General features: G+C 39.2%; 14 protein-coding genes. 11 read left to right on the top strand and 3 right to left on the bottom strand.

Annotated elements, in window-relative coordinates; genetic code table 11:
* Window positions 1–317: 317 nt before the first annotated feature.
* The 3 genes from FVA69_RS14140 to kdsB all read left to right on the top strand — a co-directional run bounded on the left by FVA69_RS14140 (window position 318) and on the right by kdsB (window position 1,602).
* Complete coding sequence (locus FVA69_RS14140) at window positions 318–533, top strand: cold-shock protein (RefSeq protein WP_004909576.1); 216 nt, start codon at window positions 318–320, stop codon at window positions 531–533.
* A 137-nt stretch (window positions 534–670) separates the two neighbouring features.
* Entirely contained in the window at window positions 671–850 is a 180-nt protein-coding gene (locus FVA69_RS14135; protein WP_004256203.1) for a Trm112 family protein, read from the top strand.
* Between the two features lie 5 nt (window positions 851–855).
* A complete protein-coding gene (kdsB, locus tag FVA69_RS14130; protein WP_164528982.1) occupies window positions 856–1,602 on the top strand; it encodes a 3-deoxy-manno-octulosonate cytidylyltransferase in 747 nt (248 codons plus the stop codon).
* Between the two features lie 87 nt (window positions 1,603–1,689).
* Here kdsB and elyC read toward each other — a convergent pair whose 3' ends face one another.
* Window positions 1,690–2,517, bottom strand: a complete 828-nt coding sequence (gene elyC / locus FVA69_RS14125; RefSeq protein WP_164528981.1) for an envelope biogenesis factor ElyC — start codon at window positions 2,515–2,517, stop codon at window positions 1,690–1,692.
* Window positions 2,518–2,872: 355 nt separating this feature from the next.
* On the opposite strand from elyC, the gene cmoM reads away from it, so the two are divergent.
* From cmoM to FVA69_RS14085, 8 genes are all read left to right on the top strand, one after another.
* Entirely contained in the window at window positions 2,873–3,661 is a 789-nt protein-coding gene (cmoM, locus tag FVA69_RS14120) for a tRNA uridine 5-oxyacetic acid(34) methyltransferase CmoM (protein ID WP_004909582.1), read from the top strand.
* The gene (gene mukF / locus FVA69_RS14115) at window positions 3,658–4,983 is read left to right on the top strand and encodes a chromosome partition protein MukF (protein ID WP_109911049.1); all 1,326 of its coding nucleotides are present in this window, start codon (window positions 3,658–3,660) and stop codon (window positions 4,981–4,983) included. Before cmoM ends, mukF begins: the two co-directional genes overlap by 4 nt.
* A complete protein-coding gene (mukE, locus tag FVA69_RS14110) occupies window positions 4,964–5,689 on the top strand; it encodes a chromosome partition protein MukE (protein WP_004909591.1) in 726 nt (241 codons plus the stop codon). The genes mukF and mukE overlap by 20 nt, the downstream gene beginning before the upstream one ends.
* Complete coding sequence (gene mukB / locus FVA69_RS14105) at window positions 5,689–10,131, top strand: chromosome partition protein MukB (protein WP_164528980.1); 4,443 nt, start codon at window positions 5,689–5,691, stop codon at window positions 10,129–10,131. Before mukE ends, mukB begins: the two co-directional genes overlap by 1 nt.
* Window positions 10,132–10,552: 421 nt before the next feature.
* The gene (gene ldtD, locus FVA69_RS14100) at window positions 10,553–12,295 is read left to right on the top strand and encodes a L,D-transpeptidase (RefSeq protein ID WP_164528979.1); all 1,743 of its coding nucleotides are present in this window, start codon (window positions 10,553–10,555) and stop codon (window positions 12,293–12,295) included.
* 380 nt (window positions 12,296–12,675) lie between these two features.
* A complete protein-coding gene (locus tag FVA69_RS14095) occupies window positions 12,676–13,224 on the top strand; it encodes a YcbK family protein (protein WP_004256173.1) in 549 nt (182 codons plus the stop codon).
* A 39-nt stretch (window positions 13,225–13,263) separates the two neighbouring features.
* Entirely contained in the window at window positions 13,264–13,911 is a 648-nt protein-coding gene (locus FVA69_RS14090; protein WP_164528978.1) for an MBL fold metallo-hydrolase, read from the top strand.
* 159 nt (window positions 13,912–14,070) lie between these two features.
* Window positions 14,071–22,641: an anthrax toxin-like adenylyl cyclase domain-containing protein gene (locus FVA69_RS14085; protein ID WP_164528977.1), complete on the top strand. Its 8,571-nt coding sequence runs from the start codon at window positions 14,071–14,073 to the stop codon at window positions 22,639–22,641.
* A gap of 101 nt (window positions 22,642–22,742) precedes the next feature.
* Here FVA69_RS14085 and FVA69_RS14080 read toward each other — a convergent pair whose 3' ends face one another.
* On the bottom strand, window positions 22,743–23,933 hold the full coding sequence (locus FVA69_RS14080) for an amino acid aminotransferase (RefSeq protein ID WP_164528976.1): 1,191 nt from the start codon (window positions 23,931–23,933) through the stop codon (window positions 22,743–22,745).
* Window positions 23,934–24,362: 429 nt separating this feature from the next.
* Window positions 24,363–25,469 carry a porin gene (locus FVA69_RS14075; RefSeq protein ID WP_110732273.1) on the bottom strand — a complete coding sequence of 369 codons (1,107 nt, stop codon included), beginning with the start codon at window positions 25,467–25,469 and terminating at the stop codon, window positions 24,363–24,365.
* Window positions 25,470–25,738: the final 269 nt, after the last annotated feature.

The following is a 25,738-nucleotide window of genomic DNA, read 5'->3' as shown; positions in this document are numbered from 1 at the left end:
ATACTAGCTTAAATTTCACGCTCCGTTCTTTAGTTAGTCTTCATATCCTCGCACAATCTACACTGTAAAGTCGTTGTCACTGCGTTTTGTCATCATAATGTCAAAATAGACTGTTAACTTCGCAGTAGATTTGCGGTGTCTGAAATCTACATATATGAGCGTTATAAAATATGCACAATGATTTGTGCGCATGAATTGGTAAAGTTTAATTACTCTTTGATGTATTAATAGATCGGCAATTTATAAATGGGAAGCAAGAAAGAGTAATGATACAAAGATAAAAAAAATATTGTTCTCAGAACAAAAGGAGTTTTAATATGAATTTTCAATTACATATGGGTCGAGTTAAATGGTTTGACGCAAAAGAAGGTTATGGTTTTATTTCCCCATTCAATGGTGGTGATGATGTGTTTGTGACAACAAAGTCAATTGCTAATAAAAAAATCAAATCATTATTCGAAGGTCAAAACGTTGAGTTCTCTGTTACTCGTAATTCGGATGGCGTAACGGCAGCTGACGTTATTGCTTATTAAATAATAAACAGAACAATTTCTCCTGCTTATCCTCTCATCTCCTGCAGGAGATCTTATTCAGGAAGATTAAAGTTAACGGTGATATCTGCATGTGATATCCTGACTCCAAGTGAGTTAAAATCCATTCGGGAGAAAACATGGATCACCGTTTACTTGAAATCGTTGCCTGTCCTGTATGCCACGGCAAATTGAGTTATAACAAAGAAAACCTTGAACTTATCTGTAAGTTTGATCATCTAGCCTATCCCATTCGTGATGGCATTCCTGTATTGCTAGAAAATGAAGCGCGCCCTGTTTCATTAGATGAAGGCCAGTAATCATCATGTTTACGGTTATTATTCCTGCTCGTTATGCGTCAACACGTCTACCTGGTAAACCTTTGGCTGACATCCACGGCAAGCCGATGGTTGTTCGAGTGATGGAGCAAGCGATTAAATCAGGGGCTAGTCGAGTGATAGTTGCGACAGATCACTCTGATGTTGCTAAAGCGGTGATTGAAGCAGGTGGTGAAGCTTGTATGACAGATCCAAACCATCAATCTGGAACTGAAAGATTGGCTGAAGTTATCGACACCTACGCTTTTTCTGACAATGAAATCATCGTGAATGTGCAAGGTGATGAACCTTTAATTCCACCTGAGATTATCAGCCAAGTTGCTCATAACCTTCAGGGGAGCAAAGCTGAAATGGGGACTCTAGCTGTGCCTATTAATGATGCCCATGAAGCGTTTAACCCAAATGCGGTGAAGGTTGTTACCGATCACGAAGGTTATGCATTGTATTTTTCTCGGGCAACCATCCCTTGGGATAGAGACAACTTTGCGAAAAGCCAAGACACAATAGGTGATACCTTTTTACGTCATATTGGTATATACGCTTATCGTGCAGGGTTTATTCGCCGTTATATTAAGTGGGAAGCAAGCCCATTAGAAAAAATCGAAATGTTAGAGCAACTTAGGGTGCTTTGGTATGGAGAGAAAATTCATGTGGATGTTGCGAAAACTACGCCAGGTGCTGGTGTTGATACCCCTGAAGATCTTGAACTAGTTAGAAAGCAATTTATTCCGTAGTCAGAATTTCCCTAATAGCGGGAATGGCCAATATGCTATTTAGCTAAATGAAAGGTGTAATCTCAATAGATTACACCTTTTTTGTTACTATTCAGCGGTAATAACATCAGGCGTGGCAAGCTGCTCTTCTAACGTTTGTGTATTATTGGGTTTTAAATGCCACCAAAGCGTACCAAGAAATTCATACCAAGCACGTTCACTATGACCGAAGTAATACGAGGAAGGGATATATTTCTCCCATGGATTAATTTCACTCGTGATAACTAACTGGTTTGCGGGTGCAGGGAAAGGGTTCATTCCCCGTTGAGTAAACATAGTCATCGCTCGAGGTAAATGGTTAGCAGAAGTTACTAATAAAAAAGGCGATTTCCCAATAATTTTTTCAACTTCATAAGCTTCTTCTTGTGTATCTTTGGGTTCAGTGAGTGGGATCGTATCCTGTGCAGGAACCCCCAAGGATTGAGCGACTTGTGCGGCAACTTCGGCACTGCTGATAGGGCTACTTGCTTTACCACCAGTGAAAATGAGTTTACTGCCGGGGTGGTTAAGATAAAGGCGGACGCCTTCAGTCACTCTAGGTAAGCTATTATTCAATAGGTTAGAACTTGGACTCCAATCAGGGTTATATGTAAAACCGCCTCCGAGTACAACAATGTAACGTACCTCTTGAGGTGGAGTTTCAGTGATAAGTTCATAGCGTTTATTAAATTGCTTTTCTGCAGGAGCAAGCAAAGTATCTGAAATAGGCTGTAACCCTAATAGGGTTATTAAAACTAAACTTAGGGTAGCAAATGCTTTCCCACAACGTTGCCAGCGCGTGAACCAAAGCAAAAGTAACCCGATAAACCCGACGATGAGCAATAATGGTAATGGCATCAATAGCGAACCAATATATTTTTTTAAGAGAAATAACATAACTAAGCCTATTCTTAAGGGTTATCGAACAATCGTTGTGGTGGTGTTTACAGAAAAAAAACGCAATAAAGCAGCTAAATTGGCGTAAAAATAACAAATTAGTGTTTAATAGCACTAAATTGAAATTTGCTGAGTACAATAAAGTACTATGCAAAAATATAGCGATTATCTGTTATAATTCCTGCTTTAACTGTCGCTTCGCATTGTATGTGATAAGTGCAATACAATGTGAGAATATTTCTGGTTAGCATTAATTTTCCCAGTATCAGGGTGTAATCAACCATTTTACGTTTTTTCGCGACAAATTGGCGCATAAACCGCTTTAAATAATAGATGATAGGCAACCGGATAGCACATGGCAGACCGCAACTTTGATGATATTGTCGATAAATTTGCAAAAAATATCTACGGAACGACAAAAGGAAAAATACGAGAAGCGGTAGTTTGGCAAGATTTAACTCAATTATTGTGCAGCCAATTTGAAGGGAAAACCCTAAAAATACTTGATGCAGGCGGGGGAGAAGGGCATTTTTCACGCAAACTAGCCGAAATGGGACATCAAGTGATACTTTGCGATTTATCCGAAGAGATGTTGGAGCGCGCCGGTGAACTCGCCAAGGAACAAGGCATAAGCGATAACATGCGTTTTATTCATTGTGCAGCGCAAGACATAGCTCAGTATATTGATGAACCGGTTGACCTTGTTTTATTTCATGCAGTACTTGAATGGATTAGCGATCAAAAATATGCAATTGAACAACTGGTAGATATAATTAGACCTGAAGGCGTATTTTCTGTCATGTTCTATAATGCAAATGGCTTGGTGATGCGTAACGCAATTTTGGGAAATTTTCATCTTGCAACGCCACATATTCAACGTCGTCGTAAACGCTCGTTATCACCACAAAAACCGCTTTTTCCTCATCAAGTTGATGCTTGGTTGGGTGAGTGTAATATGCAAATTATCGGTAAAAGTGGTGTCAGGGTATTCCATGACTATTTACAAAGTCGGCAGTTACAGCAGAAAGATTTTCCGGCATTGTTGGCATTAGAACAGCAGTATTGCCGTGAAGAACCCTATATTAGCATGGGGCGTTATATTCATGTCATGGCACGCAAACAAATACAAAAGGACGATTTATGAGTGATTTTTCCCAGACCGTCCCTGAACTTGTGTCTTGGGCACGAAAAAATGATTTTTCGATTTCACTTCCCGCTGAACGTTTAGCATTTTTGCTCGCGGTAGCGGTATTAAACAGTGAAAGAGTCAATGGTGAAATGAGTGAAGGGGAGCTGATTGATGCCTTTCGTGAGGTTTGCAAAGGGTTTGAACAGACGACTGAATCTTTGGCGGTAAGAGCCAATAATGCTATCAATGATATGGTTCGCCAGAAGATATTTAACCGTTTTGCTAGTGACATTGTTGAAGGTAATGCAATTTACCGCCTAACCCCTTTGGGGATTGGTATCAGCGATTATTATATTCGTCAGCGAGAGTTCTCAACATTAAGACTTTCCATGCAGCTTTCTATTGTTGCTGGAGAACTACAACGTGCCGCTGAGGCTGCTGAGGAAGGGGGCGATGAATTTTATTGGCATCGTTATGTGTTTGCTCCACTAAAATATTCAGTTGCTGAAATTTTTGACAGTATTGATTTATCGCAACGCATTATGGATGAACAACAAAATTCAGTAAAAGAAGATATTGCGGCATTATTAAATCAAGACTGGCAGGCAGCTATCGCTAACTGTGAGCAATTACTCTCAGAAACATCAGGTACATTGCGTGAGTTGCAAGACACATTGGAAGCTGCAGGGGATAAACTGCAAGCGAATTTATTACGTATTCAAGAAGCCAATATGAATGCGCCAGCGTTCTCGGATTTAGTGGATAGGCTGGTTTTTGACCTGCAAAATAAATTAGATCGTATCGTTAGCTGGGGTCAACAATCTATCGATTTATGGATTGGTTATGATCGTCATGTTCATAAGTTTATCCGTACGGCCATCGATATGGACAAAAATAGAATTTTTTCTCAGCGGTTACGTCAATCTGTTCAGCATTACCTTGATAGCCCTTGGGCACTCACTTACGCCAATGCGGATCGATTATTCGATATGCGTGATGAAGAGCTTGCGTTGCATGATGAAGAAGTCATGGGTGAATTACCCCCAGAGCTTGAATTTGAAGAGTTTAGTGAATTAAATGACAAGCTTGCAGAGCTAATGGAAATTGAGTTAGCCATTTATAAAACAGAGCAGCGGCCACTCGATGTGGGCCGTGTGTTGCATGACTACTTACTGCAATACCCACAAAAACGTCATTTTGATGTTGCTCGAATTATTATCGACCAAGCTGTTAAATTAGGTATCGCAGAGGCTGATTTGGCGGGATTACCGGCAGAATGGCAAGCTATTAATGATCACGGAGCCAAGGTACAGGCACATGTCATCGACAAATATTGAACAATTTATGCCAGTTAAGCTGGCTCAAGCATTAGCTAACCCGATTTTTCCAGAGCTAGATAGCCAATTGCGTTCAGGTCGCCATATTAGTGTTGATGACCTTGATAACCACGCATTTTTAATGGATTTTCAGGAAGCATTAGAACAATTTTATGCACGGTATAACGTAGAGCTAATTCGCGCCCCTGAAGGTTTCTTTTATTTACGTCCGCGCTCAACAACCTTAATACCTCGCTCCGTGTTATCTGAATTAGATATGATGGTTGGAAAAATTCTTTGTTATCTCTATCTCAGCCCTGAACGCTTGAGTAACCAAGGTATTTTTACCTCACAAGAGTTATTTGAAGAATTGTTATCATTAGCGGATGAAAGCAAATTACTTAAATTTGTTAATCAACGTTCGACAGGTTCTGACCTAGATAAACAAAAATTGCAGGAAAAATTAAGAACATCACTCAATCGCTTACGCCGTTTGGGAATGGTGCATTTTCTGCAAAATGATTCAAGTAAATTTATTATTAGCGAATCTGTATTTCGTTTTGGTGCCGATGTACGCAGTGGTGATAACCCACAAGATGCACAGTTAAGGATGATCCGTGATGGTGAAGCTATCTCTCTTGACGGTGAATTATCACTAAAAGATGGTGATGAAGAGGATGGCGAAGAGAGTCAAGAACCGGCAGAAAGTGATGAGGATGAAGAATAATGATTGAACGCGGAAAATTTCGCTCACTGACGCTGGTGAATTGGAACGGTTTTTTTGCCCGAACCTTTGACCTTGATGAATTAGTGACCACGTTATCGGGTGGTAATGGTGCGGGTAAATCAACCACAATGGCGGCGTTTATTACCGCAATGATCCCCGATTTAACCTTACTTCACTTCCGTAACACAACGGAAGCCGGTGCGACATCTGGTTCGCGGGATAAAGGCTTACACGGGAAATTACGCCCAGGTGTCTGCTACGCTATTTTGGATGTATTAAACTCGAAGCATCAGCGTGTCATGGTGGGTGTGCGTTTACAGCAAGTCGCTGGGCGCGATAAGAAAGTTGATATTAAGCCATTTATGGTACAAGGCATTCCATTGGCGACAGTTCCAACGGAAATATTGACGGAAGTTATCGATGGGCGACAAGCCAAAGTCATTCCACTCAATGAACTAAAAGAACGTCTTGAGGAACAGGAAGGCGTTTTATTTAAGCAGTTTAGCTCAATTACCGATTACCATTCGACCCTGTTTGAATTAGGGGTTTTACCTAAACGTTTACGCTCCGCGAGTGATCGAAGCAAATATTATCGACTGATTGAAGCGTCACTATATGGCGGTATTTCTAGCGCAATCACCCGCTCATTACGTGATTATTTATTGCCAGAAAACAGTGGGGTACGTAAAGCATTCCAAGATATGGAAGCGGCTTTGCGTGAAAACCGTTTAACATTAGAAGCCATTCGTGTCACTCAATCAGACCGCGACTTATTCAAACATTTAATTAGCCAGGCGACTGATTATGTTTCTGCGGATTATATGCGCCATTCCAATGAAAGACGCATTCACCTTGATGCAGCACTAGCTGCGCGCAATGAGCTATTAGCCAGCCGTAAACAATTGCGAATTGAACAAGTCCGCAGTGTCGAAATGGCGCGTGAGTTGAATGAGCAGAATGGGGCTTCTACAGAATTAGAAGCGGACTACCAAGCAGCCAGTGACCATTTAAATTTAGTGCAAGCCGCGCTGCGTCAACAAGAAAAAATCGATCGCTATCAAGCAGACATCGAAGAACTGACTTATCGTCTTGAAGAACAAAGTGAAGTTGTTGCTGAGGCGACTGAAACTCAAGAAGAATATGAAGCACGAGCTGAAGCCGCTGAAATTGAAGTTGACGAACTAAAAAATCAACTCGCCGATTACCAACAAGCTTTGGATGTACAACAAACACGCGCTATTCAGTACCAACAAGCGTTGCATGCTTTAACGCGTGCTCGTGAATTGTGTCAACTTCCTGAATTATCCATTGATAATGCAGATGAATGGTTAGATACCTTCGAAGCGCGTGAGCAACAAGCAACTCAAACGTTATTAGCGCTTGAGCAAAAAATAAGTGTAGCGGATGCTGCTCATAGCCAATTTGAACAAGCCTATCAATTAGTTAAAAATATGATAGGGGAAGTTAGCCGCAGTGATGCATACCAACAAGCGCGTACATTATTACGTGATTGGTCATCTCAACAGCATTTAGCGGAGCGAGTGCAACCGTTACGTATGCAACTCTCTGAATTACAACAGCGTTTGAATAGCCAGCAAAATGCAGAACGTATGTTGGCGGAATTTTGTAAACGTCATGGGCAAAGCTATGAGCCAGATGAGCTTGACGCATTTATGGCTGAACTGGAAGCACAACAAGAGGAACTTAGTGTTGGTGTGAATGAGAGTGGCGAAAGGCGGATGCAAATGCGCCAAGAATTGGAACAAATTCGCCTGCGTATTAGCCAACTTTCATCTAAAGCTCCCGCATGGATTATGGCTCAAGAAGCACTAACACAGCTTAATGAGCAATCTCATGAAACGTTTGAGTCAAGTACTGCAGTGACTGAATTTATGCAGCAACTCCTCGAACAAGAAAGGGAAATAACGGTTGAACGAGATGAAGTTGCTGCGCAACGTAAAGATCTCGAAAAGCAAATTGAGCGGCTAAGCCAGCCAAGCGGTGCGGAAGATGGCCGCATGTTAGCGTTGGCAGAGCGCTTTAATGGTGTTTTGTTATCTGAAATTTATGATGATATTACCATTGAAGATGCGGCTTATTTTTCTGCATTATATGGCCCTGCTCGTCATGGTATTGTGGTTCAAGACTTATCTGTGGTCCGTAGCCAGCTCGAAACATTACAAGATTGCCCTGATGATGTTTATTTTATCGAAGGGGATCCTCAATCGTTCGATGACAGCGTTTTTGATGCACAAGAATTTGAAAGTGCGGTATTAGTCCGTTCGTCTGAGCGTCAATGGCGTTACTCTCGTTATCCTGAATTGCCTTTGTTTGGTCGTGCTGCTCGTGAAAGTCATTTAGAGTCATTAACTGCTGAGCGTGATGAGCTGGCTGAGCGTTACGCGAACCTGTCATTTGACGTACAGAAAATTCAGCGTTCACACCAAGCATTCAGTCGGTTTATTGGTCAACATATTTCGGTGGCCTTTGAAGATGATCCTGAAGCTGAAATTCGTACGCTTAATCAGAAACGTTCGGAAATTGAACGTGCTTTGGTACAGTTTGAAGAGCAAACTCAGCAACAACGTCAACAATTTGCACAAGGCAAAGAAAGCCTTGCGGCTCTTAATCGCTTATTACCTCAGATGGGGTTATTACTCGATGAAACATTGGTGGACAGAGTCGAAGAGATAAGCGAAGAGCTAACGGAAGCGGAAGAAGCCGCGCATTTTCTGAATAAGCATGGTCATGCGTTAGAAAAATTAGAACCGATTGTGACCGTGTTGCTCAGTGACCCTGAACAACATGAGCAATTACGTAAAGATTATGAGGCAGCAAAACACAGCCAACAAAATGCTAAACAACAAGCTTTTGCATTAGTCGAAGTCGTTCAGCGCCGTGCTCACTTTAGTTACAGTGATTCAACGGGGATGGTGAATGAAAATGCGGACTTGAATGAAAAACTACGCCAACGTTTAGAGCAGGCAGAAACTGAACGTACACGTGCTCGTGAACAATTGCGTCAGCACCAAGCACAAAGTGCACAGTTCCATCAAGTCCTTGCTTCGTTACGCAGTTCTTTCGATACCAAACAAGAGATGTTGAAAGAACTCGAAGTTGAAATGCAAGAGATTGGCGTAAAAGCAGATCCTGATGCTCAAGAACGTGCTCGCATTCGACGCGATGAATTGCACCAGCGGGTCATGGAAAATCGTAGTCGTATTAACCAGTTAGAAAAACAGCTGACATTATGTGAAGCTGAAATGGATAACTTACAGAAGCGTCTTCGTAAGTTAGAAAAAGACTACTATATGCTGCGTGAGCAGGTCGTGACGGCAAAAGCAGGTTGGTGTGCGGTCATGCGCTTGGTGAAAGACAATGGCGTTGAGCGTCGTCTACATCGCCGTGAGCTGGCCTATACTGACGGTGATAGCTTACGTTCGATGTCGGATAAAGCCTTGGGTGCGCTGCGTTTAGCGGTTGCGGATAACGAACATTTACGCGATGTATTGCGTTTATCTGAAGATCCAAAACACCCAGATCGGAAGATAAAATTCTTTATCGCGGTATACCAACACCTACGTGAACGTATTCGCCAAGATATTATTCGTACAGATGACCCGATTGATGCAATCGAGCAAATGGAGATTGAACTGGCGCGTTTAACAGAAGAGCTAACAGCGCGTGAGCAAAAATTGGCGATCAGTTCAAAAAGTGTGGCGAATATTATTCGCAAAACCATTCAGCGCGAGCAGAATCGTATTCGTATGCTAAACCAAGGGCTGCAAGCGGTGGCGTTTGGCCAGGTTAAAGGGGTTCGCCTCAATGTGAATATTCGTGAAAGCCATGCATTGTTACTTAGTGTGCTTTCTGAAGAAAGTGAAATGCATCAAGACTTGTTCACCAGCCAACGGTTAACATTCTCTGAAGCGATGGCGAAATTGTATCAACGCCTTAACCCACAAGTGGATGTTGGGCAGCGGTTGCCACAAACGATAGGTGAAGAACTACTTGATTACCGTAATTACTTAGAGTTAGACGTCGAGGTGAACAGAGGTTCAGATGGCTGGCTAAAAGCGGAAAGTGGTGCGTTATCAACGGGTGAAGCGATTGGTACTGGGATGTCGATCTTAGTGATGGTCGTACAGAGCTGGGAAGAAGAGTCTCGTCGTTTACGTGCGAAAGATATTATTCCTTGTCGTTTATTATTCTTAGATGAAGCTGCGCGATTAGATGCTAAATCTATTGCGACGTTATTTGAGCTGTGCGATAGGCTTGAAATGCAATTGATTATTGCCGCACCAGAAAATATTAGCCCAGAGAAAGGCACGACGTATAAATTAGTTCGTAAAGTGATTGGCACACATGAGCATGTGCATGTTGTTGGCCTAAAGGGATTCGGGCAAGAAAACCCGAATGTACAAGCACCCTCATTGCAATAATAGTCTTTGTGAATAAAATGAAAGCCGGTATTTAGGAATGAATATCGGTTTTTTTATATTTAACAAATAGCATAAAAGCAGTTTCACAGGATTATTAATTAATTTGAATAAAACCCGATTTTTAAAATATATTATCCCATGATAAAAACCACTTTTTTTATATGGAATTAAGTGGCAAAGAAAGTATTAGTTAAAGCTTTTAATTAAAATAAATTTCATCTATGTTTAAGGCACCAATAAATGTTTGAATTTATCTATGATGAAAATAATTCTTTTTCTCACTAATTGTTAACGTAACTGCATATAATCTGAAAAAAGGAAAATTAGTCTATTCCTATAACATTACTGCTAAAATCAAATACAATAAAATTGTAATTATAATAAAAATATTGTTATCCATGTAGTAAATTAAGGTGGATGTATGGCGAAGAGAAGAGTGCGAGCTCTGCAAGTCTCAGTAATATGCGGGTTGATGGCGTTACAATTTCCTGCATTTTCAAACGAAGAAAATACGCAGCAAAGTGTTTCTGAAGTTCAAACGATAGCTTCAGTTACACCAACAGAAAGTTTAGCCAAAATAACACAGTCGCTTCCTACGGATGTGAAACCCATTTTTTCTACGCAATTAGCAAAACTATATGCTGAAAGGCAAATGCAGCTATTGTGGCAAGATGAAACAGCAATTAGCCAATTTCAACAGCAATTGGCAGAATTATCTCTTGCTGGCGTTCAGCCGCAATTCGGGGAATGGTTGGCGATATTGGAAAATAACCAATTAAATGAGTTGGGCCGTGACGCTATTTTGTCTGATGCCATGCTTGGCTATTTACAGTATTTATCTTCGATAGAAGCGAGTGGGCAGTATTGGTTATACACGAATCGGCCATATAAAATTATTGCGCCCACGACGGCTCAAATGAAACCATGGCTAGATGCAGTTGAGTCTAATAACCTAAGTAGTTGGGTAAAATCGCAGGCGCCAAATCATCCAATGTATGTGCCAATGCGCAAGGAAATGTTGAAATTATTGGCGATGCCTGAAGATAATTTGGAAATTGTGGGAACGAAAACATTAAAGCCAGGGCAGTCTAGCGATGATGTGGTTATGTTACGTCAAATCTTACAACGTGAAGGGTTACTTGAAGGTGGAAGTGTAACCGAAGAAATTGAACCTCCTGAGACAATGGCTCAAGTCGCAGAACAGGCGGTTGAACAAACAGTCGAATCATCAGAAACACCAGCGAGCGCTGTGTCGAAAGTCTATGACCAAGAACTCGTCGAGGCTGTAAAAAAATTCCAATTACAATATGGTTTAGAAGCAGATGGTGTGGTTGGAAAAGGTACGCGTGTTTGGCTAAATATGCAGCCTAAGCAGAAAGCGGGTTTAATGGCACTTAATATTCAGCGCTTGCGTATTATTCCTGCAAGTAGTGGTACCGGAATTTTAGTCAATATTCCTGGCTATTCTTTAGATTTCTATTTAAATGATGAAGTGATTTTAGATTCAAAAGTGATTGTTGGTCGTGCTGATCGCAAAACACCGATCATGAGTAGTGCACTAAATAACGTGGTTATTAATCCGCCTTGGAGCGTGCCAACCAGTATGGCTCGTAAAGATATCGCACCAAAAGGAAAGCAAGATCCAAGTTATTTTAGCCGTAAAGGGTATACAGTGTATTCAGGTTGGGGCTCCGATTCGTACGAAATTGATCCTTATGCGATAGATTGGGAAAATATCACCCCAGCGAATTTCCCATATCGCATTCGACAAGCCCCTGGCCCTACCAATTCATTAGGGCGCTACAAGTTTAATATGCCGAGTTCAGATGCGATTTATTTACACGATACACCAAACCATAGTTTATTTAATCGTAATGCACGTGCAATAAGCTCTGGATGTGTGCGAGTGAATAAAGCAAGCGAATTAGCCAGTATTTTGTTAGGTGATGCTGGTTGGGAACAAAAACGAATTGATGGTGCATTGAAAGAAGGCGCAACACGGTATGTGAATATACCCGATAGGATCCCAGTTTTTCTGTACTATCAAACTGCTTGGGTAGATAAAGACCAGCAACCACAATATCGAGCCGATATTTATCAGTATGATAATTCTATTAATAATGCAGATAAATATTTGCCAATTTTGAAAAAGATTTTACACTAATTGTTTATTTAAAAGGGGAGTTTTTCTCCCCTTAGATATTTAAATTAACTGTCTGAATATTCTTTGCTGTACATTTCCATTCAGCAAAATTCCACTAAAATCCGTTTTTATCCTGTTTATTCTATTGTTTTATGGCTATTCAGCCATTACCATTTTATTCACCTTTGAAAAAGGCAGCATAATTTGTGTTTTAAATTGCATGTTTCGAGCGGTTTGAGTGACAAAACTCTCTTTTTGACGAAAATTGCAATAAAATTTCTGTGAAGTATGCATATCTTTACATTATTATACATTAAAGCTAGGCATGATTTGCTAGACTCAATAGGTTGCCAAAATTTTATCGATTAATACTGAATTTATTAGAGTCTGAGCTATCACCTATGGATATAATTGATCAATCCCGCAGAAAATGGTTAGGTATTGGGGCCGCAACGATTGGCCTTAGTTTATTACCAAGCCATGTATTTGCTGCAATGACGACCCCTCGACCACGTATTTTACGTTTTCAAAATATTAATACAGGCGAATCGTTAAAAACTGAATTTTTTGATGGGCGCCGCTACAATAAGTCTGAACTAGCACGTTTAAATCATTTTTTCCGTGACTATCGTTGTGACAAAGTGAAAACCATCGACCCCAAACTGTTTGATCAAATCTATTTATTACAAATGATGATGGGAACAAATAAACCTGTGCAGCTTATTTCTGGTTATCGTTCTCTAGAGACTAATAATAAATTACGCAGTAAAAGCTCTGGTGTGGCGAAAAAAAGCTACCACACACGCGGGCAGGCAATGGATTTCCATATTGAAGGTTTACAGTTGAGCAATATCCGTAAAGCCGCATTGAAAATGAAAGCGGGTGGCGTTGGTTATTATCCTCGAAGCAATTTTATACATATCGATACAGGACCAGCAAGAACGTGGTAATCTGTGCATAGGTGACATAGATTACGGAGTAATTGCTCGATGAAATATACTATTATCCCAGTAACACCGTTTATGCAAAACTGCCAAGTTATTTGGGATGAAAATACGTTAGATGCAGTTGTTGTTGATCCCGGAGGAGAAGCGGAAAAATTAATTTCTACTATTGAAAACCTTGGGTTGAAGTTAACTAAAATTCTGTTAACTCATGGCCATTCTGATCATATCGGTGCATCAGCTATCCTCTCTAAGCACTTTTCAGTGCCTATTTATGGCCCACAAAAAGAAGACGCTTTTTGGATTGAAAACCTCGCAGAGCAAAATGCGATGTTTTACATTGGCGAATGCCCTGATTTTACGCCAGATTACTGGTTAGAAGAAGGGGATAAAGTAACTTGTGGCAATATCACATTTGATGTGTTGCATTGTCCCGGTCATACCCCTGGTCATATTATTTTTGTGAATCACGCTGATAAATTAATTTCAATGGGTGATGTATTGTTTAAAGGGGGAGTCGGGCGAAGTGATTTTCCTCGCGGTAACCACCAAGACTTAATCTCCTCTATTAAAAATAAAGTATTACCTCTTGGTGATGATTTTCAATTTATACCAGGTCACGGGCCGATGTCTAATCTCGGTTTTGAACGAAAAACAAACCCTTTCTTGCAAGATGAACAACCAGTTTGGTAATTAAAAACTATTCATATTATCCATTGATGCCTCATTATTGAGGCATTTTTATTTTTATGAGTGTAGTTAAATTTACTCCTAATTTTATATTACTTATGGAATGAAAGTATTGGTTTTGCTATTTTTCTATTTTAAATAATAATTATGGATAATTACTAGATGAAAGAAAATGACCAAACTATTAATTTCATGCAATATAATTTATATAATTATATTAATGCTCCTAAAAACAAAACATTTTTTATCAATATGATGACTGAGTATGGTATCAATCATAGCCAATCACCAGGTTATTGTTATGGGTTGACAAATGAGTTTTTAATCTATGAAATAAACAATAAAGGTGCTGATTACATTCAGCAATTGAATTATTTATATGATATTATTAATTTTGATAGCGAGGGTTTATCTGCAATAGATAAAGTAAAGTATGATGCTTTGAAAATGCACGCCCAAGTTTTATTGAATGACTATATTTATGGTTTTATTAAAATTCAGGGAATTCATAATAACACATTAAGGAATAAAACTTATTTTGATAGCCTAGCCTATGATGAAATTAATAATAGAGTTTTTCGTGATTATCTTAATGATATAATTGATAAAAATTTTAATAAAGCAGTAAATGAAAATAAAAAAGATAAAGTGTATTATCAGTATCTTTATGAATCTCAAAAAATAAAACTTAAAGAATATATCAATGCACTATATGTAGGAGAAGATTTCTTTAATACAAAGGAAGGAGAGATTATTAGTTCTGACCCTATATTTTTAAAATTAAAAGATAGATTTATTCGGGGTGGGGAGGTATTAGGAAATAAATACTCCGTCTCTGATGCAAATTTTTTTATTGATTCGATATCTGAAAGTGTTAATAGAGATAATTATTTAAAGTTAGAATTAATAAATAAAAAACGAGGTGTTCAAGGAAATAATATACATCAGAATTATTCATTCAATACATTAAAGGGAACGACAGTCAAGAGGTTTAAGGACGTCGTTATTGGCCATACAGCTAAAAATAAAACACCACTCTATTATCAATTGATTTTAGGTAACCACGTAGTTGTTGTTAGCGCAAAGTATAACAATAAAAATAAATCATGGGAATATAAATTCTTTGACCCTAATTATGGTGTTGCGATGATTAACAAACAGGTTGATTTTTTTTCTTATTTAGATAGTCATATTAAGAAAATTGCTAAAGAAAGCAAAATACCTATTTTTGAGAATGATTATAATATAGCTGTTAGTGAGTTTGTAAAAAATGGAAATAGTTGGATTGATTTTAAAAAAATAAATAATACCAGTTTAAAAATAACTGAAAATGTACTTTTAGCTGAGAGGGGAATCACTTATCAGAAGAAGGGGAGTAAGTGTAAAATAATATATAAAGAATTTAATCCGGAAAATTGTTTATTAAAAATTAAGGTTGTCACAGGGAGCACAGAGTTTATAGCATATACGGATATTTTAGATGGACAAGACCTTTATACACGGATAATTAATAATCCTGAAACTATAGCAAAAATTAAAAAAGATGTTTTTATCTCTCAAGATGGATATAAAATATATTCGATAAATAAAAATTTCGACATCAAGACCTTTGAAAATATCAATAAAAGCCATAATAACCAAAACATTGCAAGGGATTATATTCGTACCAACTTGCATTTAAAACCGTTATCCAGTAATGAACCTAAGGCTATTACAGGGATCCCAGAAAATCATCAACGAGCCATTACGCAAGTTGCTAATGACTATAATGTTATTATAGGTATGCGACCTATTGATTATAAATCGACAAGTTTAATCGCTTCTGGCTTATATGGCAGTAAAGGGCTCATGATTAAAGGTAAAAGTTCAGATTGGGGGCCTCATAGTGGCTTTATTCCTATTTTGCAGCAGTTTGCTAAAAAATCAGGCCGGGATGAGCAAGAAAAATATAATGGTTATATAACGCAGTCTATTGAGCAAGGGCATGCAAAGCCGGTAATACTTGAAGTAACTCATGAGCGTATGAATGAGCTACTTAAATATGGGGCTGTGACTTCATTGGAGGATATAGGCAGGGGGGACCATATAAGAAGAACAACTGCCAAAGTGGATAATGTACCACATAGTTTTATTCTGAATAATATAACACGAGGAGAAACTAAGTTATGGCAAGTCTTTTATCAGTCTGGTCATAAAACAGCTCCTTTCCTGGTAGTCGGTGACCCTAAAACAGGGAAAGCTATGACAGCAGATTATGATCTCTTTAGTGTTATCTATCCAGTTTCTGAGCTAGAGCATTACGTTAAAGTGTCAGAAATGCCTTCATGGCAAGAGTGGAAAGCGAGTGTTAACTATGATGAACTCACAAATGAACAGAAAAAGCTTTATCACAATGAAGCTGAATATAATAAAAGAGAGGGGAAAGATAATGGTATTACGAATGCAAAAATCAAGGAGATTAATCAAGAGTTAAATAAAAAATTAGAGCGCCCCATTGGATTAGAGTTAGTACATCATGGGGCTGATGATGCCAATCCTGGAAGTGTGATGAAAGATAACTTTCCGATTACTTTTTTCTTACCGGATAAATTAAAAGGAAAAAATAAATTATCAGGAACACGTCAGTCGATAGGTACATATTTCCAAATGAATTCATCGGGTGCGGTTATTATTAATGATGTTGAAAGCCTTTCAAATTTTCAACAGTTATTAATCAATGAGGGATATCGTGCTCCTCTTAATGCTAACTGGCGTGAAGGGGAATATGCTGAATACTTTAATCCAAAAAGAAAAATATCGGATAGCTATATTAATGCAAGTAGAGAGATACAGCGTAAGAAAAGTATTCCTATCGCTGTGCGAAATTTTATTGAAGGTAAAGAAACTCAAAGTGGATACATTGATAATATTGAAAATAATTTCGGTAAACCGTTTGCCAAATTAGAGTGGCAGCCACACCACCAGCTAACTGTATTACTAGAAAAAATAGCGTTAAAAGAAATTTCTATTCAAGATATCAATAAGACAGATCACGCTTATTTATTGACGTATTTTTCAGATGGAAATGGAAATATAGATATTAAAAAATTAAAAATTGCAGTATCAGACCCGTTAGTTAACCGAAAACTAAATGAATATCTAAGTCAAAACGCTGAAACGAATATATTATCACTAGAGTTGCTCTTAGAACCCTCAATATCAAGTAGTTATCAACAACAAGCGAGTGATATTCAGACATTATTGATCGCGATAAAAAATGATTTATCAATATTAAATCACTTAAGTGAGCGTTCGCAGAATATATTAATGAAACTATTTCCTGCTGGGGATAGAATAGATAAAGGTAAAATTTTAGAGTTAGTGACTGATAATCATAAACTGATTTCATTTAACAATAGGTTAAATGAGTTTAGTGAACTATCTTCAGCTAATTTTATTGGGGAAAATGCACCATTCAAAAAATATTCTTTTACAGAAGCGTTTTATTTTTATGAACAAAGCCAAGCACAGCGATTGGCACAATTTAACCAACAATTAATGTATGGTAATAAGGTTGAGTTACTGAACCATGGGGTTATTCGTTCTGGCTCTCAAAACCGAGGTATGGATCAAACGTTGGGGGGGACATACGCGATTGAATTTTATTTAGCAGACGGTCATTTAGCACGAGACTTTATTGAACGTAAATCGCAAATAGAGCAAGCTATAGTGAAAAATACATCGACATCAGCAGAAAGATCACTGTTGAAAAAGATGGAACAGTATAGCCAATATATTAATATTGAAGTTCACAAAAATGGAATATCAATAGCGGATCAACCGATAGGAAATCTGTTTTCAGCAGTTACAGATACGAATAATGTAATAATATTCTTAAAGGGGAAATCGGTAACTTACACCGTCACTCATGTGCAACGTAATGGAGGTTATGAAATCAGCTTATTTGATCCTCAAGGGATTCAGTTAAGTGTAAAAAACAGATCTTCTCAGCAAGCTCAGCAGCAATTCCAACGGAAAATTAAGCATTATTTTAGTGAAAACCTCCAACTTTCTAATGGCGAATTTAGAGCAGACTTCCAGTTTATTGACTTGGATTCGACAGGTTTTAAAACCGTATTGTCTTCTATGCGTAACCAACGACAAACAATTATTGACCAAGCTGAATTTACACTACCAAAAAACCGCTGGGTCACGCTCAATGGTGAAAAAATTGCTTTTGCCAAATTACAACAACTTGGTGCAACTATTAAAGGAAAACCGATTTCTCTAGGCGACCTAAAATCCATTGATTTACATAATAAAATCCGTTTTTCTCCTGATAAACTAGCGATGTATTTCACACTGATGGAAGGTGGAAAAGAAGATCTCGCTTTCATTAAAGTGTTCCATGAGCAATTAAAATCAGCAGATATCCATCAGCTAGTCGAGCGCCAAGTTAATTTTGCTGAATCGGGGGTATTGAAAAGACAGTTTAAATATTTAGTGAATAATGTTGATGCTCAACAGGAGACTATAGCGCCTTCCACTTTAGCTAAGGTTCGTCAAGCAGGTCATAAGCTTCCTCAATTTCAGCGCATAGCCAATCGTGCTGGTCAACTAATGGGCGCAACCGGTGCTATCCAAAGCCTGATCAGCGCGTATGCAATTTTGGACAAATTAGATAACCCAGATCTTAGTGACGAAGAAATTAAAGAGCTAGAAAAACAGTTTTATTTACTTGCTGCGTCTGCTCTATTTAATTATGGCGATATGATAGTGCAACCAATGCTATTAAATATCGCATCAGGTAAGGGTGCGACTTCGTTAGTCCGCGCGAGGATCGCCACGGGGACGGTGGTGATTTTCAATTTGGTGGGGATGGGAATTGATATCTATCAAGCTTACGACAGCTTATCTAAACTGGACAGTGTAACAGACCCTAAACAGCGCCAAGACCTTATTGTGAATGCTTCTTTCTCTATTGCGAGTGCGGTGATCAATGGGGTCACCGTTATTGGTATCTTAGTGGGGTCTTCTACAATTCCAGTTGCTGGGCTAGTTATTGGTGGGATCTTACTGGTAGGAGGCTGGATTTATAGCGGCGTTCGTGCGGTTGAAAACATCAAACAAGTTATTGATATTGATTGGGATCGTGAATTAGAAGAAGGGATCCGCGGTGCTTTAGGCTTAGACCCAACCTTACGTAGCCAGCAAGAGATGAATATACAGCATTATATTAATGCGTTCAAAGAGCAAGATTGGCATATGGATCTAGCTTTATTTGAAAATAATATTCTACAGGCAGGATTTGCTCATCACCTCAGTATTATTGAAAAGCCGACTTATGAAAATGAGCCGAAATATTATTTAGTTGATAATTATGGTAATTATTTCTACGGTAAGCTGGGAAATCTATATATGGGGGCGGGGGATACTTCTGTGCGGTTTGTACGTAAAGGGGCTCCCACATTTACGGCTGATGAGATTGATTTTATTTTAAAAAATAAAATTGTCAGAACCACCGCGTGGTTTAAAAATTTAAAGGTTTTATATGAAAAAATGGGCTGGTCTATTCGCCATAATTTTCGCCTTCAATCAAAAGAGAAAGCGGTATTTGACCTTAAAAATATCGGAAGTATCGCCACTCACGAGCGTTACTCTTTAAATTCTGCTTATAAGAGCCCGTTATTTGAGGCATTTAAAGCACGACATCAAATTTTAGATAATGAATTATCATTACCCCTGCAATATCAGTTAATAAATTCTAACCCGGAACAAATTAGTTTTTATTCGAAAAAAACGGAGTTTGGCGTCTTAGGGCAACATATGCTCAGAGAAAACGAACGTGCTTTTAGTGAGCATATAGTGAATAACAGCCAGCGGACAGCGTTATATATTGAAAATACTAATAGCGAAGGAACCAGCTGGAATACAGCGAATGGTAATGATGTTGTCATTGGTAAAAAAGTACAAAAAAATGCCTTTCAGGTGTTATCAGGTGAGAAATACTTTGCGGGAGGAGATGAGAGCGATCTATTTTTTATCCGAGATAGCTGTTTAGCCTCGTTAACATCGCGAGAAGATAACAAGCCGACTAAGTACCTTGACGGTCAAGGAGGGCAGGATATCGTCATTATTGATAACCTACCCGATGGCTACCGAGTGTCTGTAGACTTAAACGAAAATAGGCTGCATTACCAAAGAGGAGGGGATCATCCTTTTATTCCCGTTGCGCATTTGCAAAATATGGAAAATGTGATGGTCAGGGGGAATAGCAATGATCATTTACAGGGGAATGACACTGCAAACATACTGGATGGTGGACTAGGTAAGGATATCTTAGAGGGTAAAGAAGGGGATGATAAACTCATTTTAACGCAAGGAATTGCAGCTGGTGGTGATGGAAATGACAACTATCATATTCGCCGCTATGAGTGGCTTGAACATGTTGATGACTTGTACCTTACAGAGCGTTATTTCGACAGAAAAGAGAAAGCAGTTAAAACGCGAAAGTCTCTTAACCCTAGCTATACAGAAGGTAGCCATCAGTTTCAGGCAAAGGTGGTTATTAAAGAATCTAATTATTTACAAAGCAGAGCCACTTTAGAGTATTTTCTAGATGAAATAAAGCACGTTCAAATTGACGGCAACCACTTGGTTTTAACCCTCAAACAACCAAAAAGTAGTATTGATGGCCATTTTTTTCAACATGTGGAAAGTGAAGTCACCATTGTCCTCGAAAATGTGCAAGATGCGGCGTTGAAGGCACCGCATCATGGATATCAGCTACAAACACTTGATGGTTGGGTGATGACAACAGTGATAGATGAAAAACATCCTAACCAGTATTTCAGCTTAAGCTATGTACAAGAAAGTGATCAACTTCCCTCTACAGAAGGAAAATCCGTCAAAATAGATGAATCTGCGGGGATCATAACGATAAACCAATCTCGTCATTATAAAAAGCCAACATGGGGATGGTTTGTGCCAATAGGCCATGCTAATCATTTAACTTACCGTGGAAATAGTCAAAACAACGTATTACCCCTGATAAAATTAGGTAGCCATATTGAAGTTAGCCATGGAATAGATACCTATCAAATTGTGCAAGGCAAAGAAGAGTATGGTGAGGTTGAGTTTGATTTCTCTAAAGTAAATGACAGTTTTACAGATAAAGACAGCCTGTGCCTATTGTTACCTACAGAGAATGGTTATTCACTCTATAAGGATGATGGGCAGCTATACAGCGTAGATAAATTTGGGCAAAAAAAATTGGCTATTAAATTTAGCAACGTAGGTAATAAGATCTCTAATGCTGTTTTAATCCAAGATAAGCATAGCAACTTATTTAAAGTCAATTTACAGGCAAACCGCTTATCACCAGTAAACCCAGTTAAAGAAAGCAGCACGAGCGACGATGAAATTATATTACCGATAGGGTATCTATCTGAAAAGCATGTCATTGATGGGCAAAGTGGTGACGACACTATTATTAATAAAGGATTAGAAAGTTATGTCCTGTTGGGGGGAGATGGCGATGATAATCTTAAAGCTAGTGCTGGAAATAATATTTTATATGGTGGTGCGGGGGATAACTCTATTAGTGGTGGGTCTGGGGATGATTTGCTGCTATCAAGTCAGGGAAACGATGAACTATTGGGAGGCGTAGGGGATGACCACTATATCATCGATGGTAACCAGCCGGGTAAGGTATATATTAAAGACCAGATTGGGAATAACCATATTCATTTAATCAATTTTAAACATCAGCCAACTGAAAAGAGTGATACAGAATACCAGTTTTATGAATCATCAGCTGGCAAGCTTGTCAAAATTAAGGTTTCTATCGATGATGGTGAGGGTAAATTCAATATTCACCACTATGAGCGGCTGGATGAAAAATTTAACTGCTCCACGAGCCACGGGATGACCCCGCTCGTTAATTATCTCTCTGAAAAACTCCATAAAGCCAAACAGTCAGGGGAGTTTACCACTTGGAAACCCATTGATGAGCTTACAAGCACATTAAATGGCGTGGTAGCCAATGACGGAGCGAGACCTTTAAACCTAACATTGAAAGATGATGGGATTGTATTACAACAGGATTGCACGAGAAATAATTGGCTTATTGATACCTTAGCCGGCAATGATAATGTCATGGATATGTCTCAACAAGGGCGTATTATTAAGGGGGGTAGTGGTAACGATAAGCTGATTACCCTAGGCGGTGAAAATGTACTGTATGGCGGGCAAGGTAATGATGTACTACTGGCACAAGGGATGCATCAAGACGTGCTAATCTCTTTAAATGGAGAAGATCAATTAACGGGAACTCAAGGTGATGACCTCTATATTGTCAGCGGTCATGGAAAAGGTGATGTGAAGATCACGGATGTTGAGGGACGCAATCAAGTGGTTCTAATTGATTTTAATACTGAAGAAGTTAGTTATAAACAATTGTCTGCTAAGGTTGCAGAAACAACATATCGCTCAAAGAGTGGAAGGCAAGTGACGCTATCTCATAACAACCATGTTGGGTCAATGCATAGTGTCATGCAGGTGCGTCATTTCAATAATTACATGGAATTATCGAAACAACATATAGAGCAAACCATTGATCGCTTGGTTCAGTTACTCGTTGAAGAGCGCATTGATTATGAGCGAAATCTCGACCTTAGTATCACGAATGATAATTACCAGAAGAATTGGGGAGCGGTACAAATAACGGAGCGCTTCCTTAGCCATCTTAAATAGTTTTTTATAAAAAATGCCAGTCAGTAACGTAACTGACTGGCATGATATTAAAAACGCTGTTTTATCGTTTTCAATGCTTAATTTTTAATACATCCGAATAATTACAGCACTTTCACGATAGCGTCACATAAAGGAACCATGTTTTCCAGTGTTAAGCCTGCCACGTTAATACGGCCAGAGCTTACCGCATAGATACCAAATTCGCTACGTAGACGCTCTACCTGCTCTTTTGTTAGGCCACTGAAGGAGAACATACCATTTTGGTTGATAATGAAGCTAAAGTCTTGTTTAGCGCCTTTTTCTTCCAATGTTTTCACTAACAATTGGCGCATGCGTTTAATACGTTCACGCATTGCGGTTAACTCTTGGATCCACTCAGCTTTTAACACGTCATCAGAAAGGATGGTTGTTACCACTGCGGCGCCGTGTGCTGGTGGGTTTGAGTAGTTTGCACGAATAACGGCTTTCGCTTGGCTGAATGCGCGCTCTGCGTTGTCACTGTCTTTAGCGATGATGGTACAAGCGCCGACACGCTCATTGTATAAACCGAAGTTTTTAGAGAATGAGCTCGCCACAATCATTTCAGGGTTGTTTTTAGTGAAAATGCGCAGGCCTTCGGCATCTTCATCTAAGCCTTTTGCAAAACCTTGGTAAGCAAAGTCAAAAACCGGTAATAAGCCTTTTTCTGCACATAATGCGGCGAGTTTTGTCCATTGCTCAGCGGTTGGGTCAATACCCGTTGGGTTATGGCAGCAGCCGTGTAAAACAATCACATCACCCGCTATCGCAGATGATAAGCTGTTAAGCATGCCGTCAAAATCCATACCGTGGTTGGCTGCGTCATAGTAGTTGTAAGTTAAAACTTCTAAGCCAGCTGCCTCAAAGATGTTTTTGTGATTAGGCCAAGTTGGGTTGCTGATCCAAACACGTTTTGCATTGGTTTGTTTGGCAATAAAGTCAGCGGCGATACGCAGTGCGCCTGTACCACCAGGAGCTTGCGCTGTACGTGCACGTTTTGAGGTGACAATTTCATGTTGTGCACCGAATAACAGTTCTTGTGTTACACGGCCAAATTCTGGCATTCCGCTAATCGCAAGATAGTTTTTGGTGTTTTCGTTATCCAGCAGGAATTTTTCTGCTTTTTTAACGGTATCAAGCACAGGGGTTTTCCCTGATTCGTCTTTATAGACGCCAATACCTAAGTTGATTTTATTATCGCGGGGATCAGCACGGAAACTATCAGCAAGACCTAAGATTGGGTCAGCAGGGGCAGAAGTAATTTTTTCAAACATGTTGTCGATTCCAAAGCTCTGTAGTGGTACCCACACAGTTCCTAAGGTATGAAGGCATAAGTGAGAATGCGGTTGGCTATCCTTGCTTGTAATCTGCCCAGACCATACGAAACTCGCGGGTGTAGCTGAAAACGGGTTTAGTCGAACGAGTCGAGTTCTCAGGGTAACGTGATAAAGGCTTTTTGCCAACCGTTTTACCAAAAATTGGCGAGATCTTGTGAACTAGGTAGGAATTGCATGTAATCTGACCATAAATATCTATAAAGGTGGTGAATCAGTCTGTCTTATTGATAATTCTGGTATTAATTCTGGTATTTTTGTGGAGGAGAAATTTATGCTAGAGATGAAAAAAGAGAAATAAAAAAGCAGCGCCGAAGCGCTGCTTACAAAAACATGTTACCGTTTTCTAACTTATCAGTTAACTGATAATTAGAATTGGTAAATTAAACCTAAACCAACAACGTTATCAGTGCTGATACCGTACGCTTTGGTGAATTCATTTTTATCTAACAGGTTGATTTTATAATCAACAACTGCAGACATGTTTTTGTTGAAGTAGTAGTAAGAACCTACAGAGATATATTTAACTAAATCTTTGTTACCGTATGCGCCTAAGTCTTTACCTTTAGATTGGTTATAACCTAAAGATGGTTTCAGACCGAAATCGAACAGGTACTGTGCAACTAACTCTACGTTTTCAGTTTTGTTAGCAACACCTGACTCAAAGTCACCGCCTGCACCGTAACGAGTCATGTTTTTAGTTTGACCGTACATAGCCGCTAAGTAAACATTGTTAGCGTCGAATTTACCACCCACGTTCCAAGCTTCAGCTTTTTTACCACCAGTGTCAGCCATTTTTTGCTGTTCTGGAGTACGGGAAGAGTTAGAGTAACCACCACCCAGAGTTACGCCCCAACCTAAGTCATAAGCAGTTGAGAAACCGAAACCGTCACCGTTATCTTTCTTAATACCAGCAGAAGACAGGTTGCTGTCGCCGTTTTTACCTTGGTATTGCAGAGCAAAGCTCAGGCCATCAACATAACCGAACGCGTTGTTGTTACGGTAAGTTAACAGGTTACGGTTACGGCTAGTCATGAAGTTGTCTGCTTGAGCCATAGTGTCCGCACCCCATAATGGGAATACGTCGGTCCATGCGTTCGTGTCATAAACCACACCGTAGTTACGGCCGTAGTCGATTGAACCGAAATCAGCAAAACGTAAACCAGCATATGCTAAACGGTTTTTGTTTTCGCCTTCGTTTTCAGCTTTGTTAGTTTTAGTTTCCCACTCGAAACGACCAAAACCAGTCAGTTGGTCAGTGATTTGAGTATCACCTTTAACACCTAAACGAACGCGTGAATCATCACCGTCTTGGCTTGGAGCATCTTTGCTGCTACCGTCAGCGAGGTAGTGACGAACGTCAACTTTACCGTAAACGTCTAATTTGTTGCCGTCTTTATTGTATACTTCAGCTGCGTTTGCTGCACCAGCAGCTAACAGAGCTGGGATAACCATTGCAAGAATATTGCGTTTCATCATTATTATTACCCTCATTGGTGTTATTCGGACACCTGCCACTGCCAAAAATAATTCGCAAAAAATAATTGGAACTATTTGTGAGAGATTAGTGTCGTCTATGTCGGCGACCAGTGTTCCATTGCTAAATAAAATTATCTACCCTCAAAGTGCTACAAAATCAAAGATTCTGAAACAAATGGTAACTAGATGTTTCAAAATGTAAAAAACAGAACAATAAATAATCACTCATCTTACCAGTTTAAAAAATATTACAAAAATTAGGGAAC

Source organism: Providencia sp. PROV004 (assembly GCF_011045615.1).
Classification (GTDB): domain Bacteria; phylum Pseudomonadota; class Gammaproteobacteria; order Enterobacterales; family Enterobacteriaceae; genus Providencia; species Providencia rettgeri.
The sequence above is the reverse complement of the archived record's forward strand: the minus strand, read 5'-3'. Positions and strand labels throughout refer to the sequence as shown.

Excerpts from the sequence above, each read along its gene's own strand:
- FVA69_RS14140 (WP_004909576.1), top strand. The coding sequence starts at position 318 with ATGAATTTTCAATTACATATGGGTCGAGTTAAATGGTTTGACGCAAAA.
- FVA69_RS14135 (WP_004256203.1), top strand. The coding sequence starts at position 671 with ATGGATCACCGTTTACTTGAAATCGTTGCCTGTCCTGTATGCCACGGC.
- kdsB (WP_164528982.1), top strand. The coding sequence starts at position 856 with ATGTTTACGGTTATTATTCCTGCTCGTTATGCGTCAACACGTCTACCT.
- elyC (WP_164528981.1), bottom strand. The coding sequence starts at position 2,517 with ATGTTATTTCTCTTAAAAAAATATATTGGTTCGCTATTGATGCCATTA.
- cmoM (WP_004909582.1), top strand. The coding sequence starts at position 2,873 with ATGGCAGACCGCAACTTTGATGATATTGTCGATAAATTTGCAAAAAAT.
- mukF (WP_109911049.1), top strand. The coding sequence starts at position 3,658 with ATGAGTGATTTTTCCCAGACCGTCCCTGAACTTGTGTCTTGGGCACGA.
- mukE (WP_004909591.1), top strand. The coding sequence starts at position 4,964 with ATGTCATCGACAAATATTGAACAATTTATGCCAGTTAAGCTGGCTCAA.
- mukB (WP_164528980.1), top strand. The coding sequence starts at position 5,689 with ATGATTGAACGCGGAAAATTTCGCTCACTGACGCTGGTGAATTGGAAC.
- ldtD (WP_164528979.1), top strand. The coding sequence starts at position 10,553 with ATGGCGAAGAGAAGAGTGCGAGCTCTGCAAGTCTCAGTAATATGCGGG.
- FVA69_RS14095 (WP_004256173.1), top strand. The coding sequence starts at position 12,676 with ATGGATATAATTGATCAATCCCGCAGAAAATGGTTAGGTATTGGGGCC.
- FVA69_RS14090 (WP_164528978.1), top strand. The coding sequence starts at position 13,264 with ATGAAATATACTATTATCCCAGTAACACCGTTTATGCAAAACTGCCAA.
- FVA69_RS14085 (WP_164528977.1), top strand. The coding sequence starts at position 14,071 with ATGAAAGAAAATGACCAAACTATTAATTTCATGCAATATAATTTATAT.
- FVA69_RS14080 (WP_164528976.1), bottom strand. The coding sequence starts at position 23,933 with ATGTTTGAAAAAATTACTTCTGCCCCTGCTGACCCAATCTTAGGTCTT.
- FVA69_RS14075 (WP_110732273.1), bottom strand. The coding sequence starts at position 25,469 with ATGAAACGCAATATTCTTGCAATGGTTATCCCAGCTCTGTTAGCTGCT.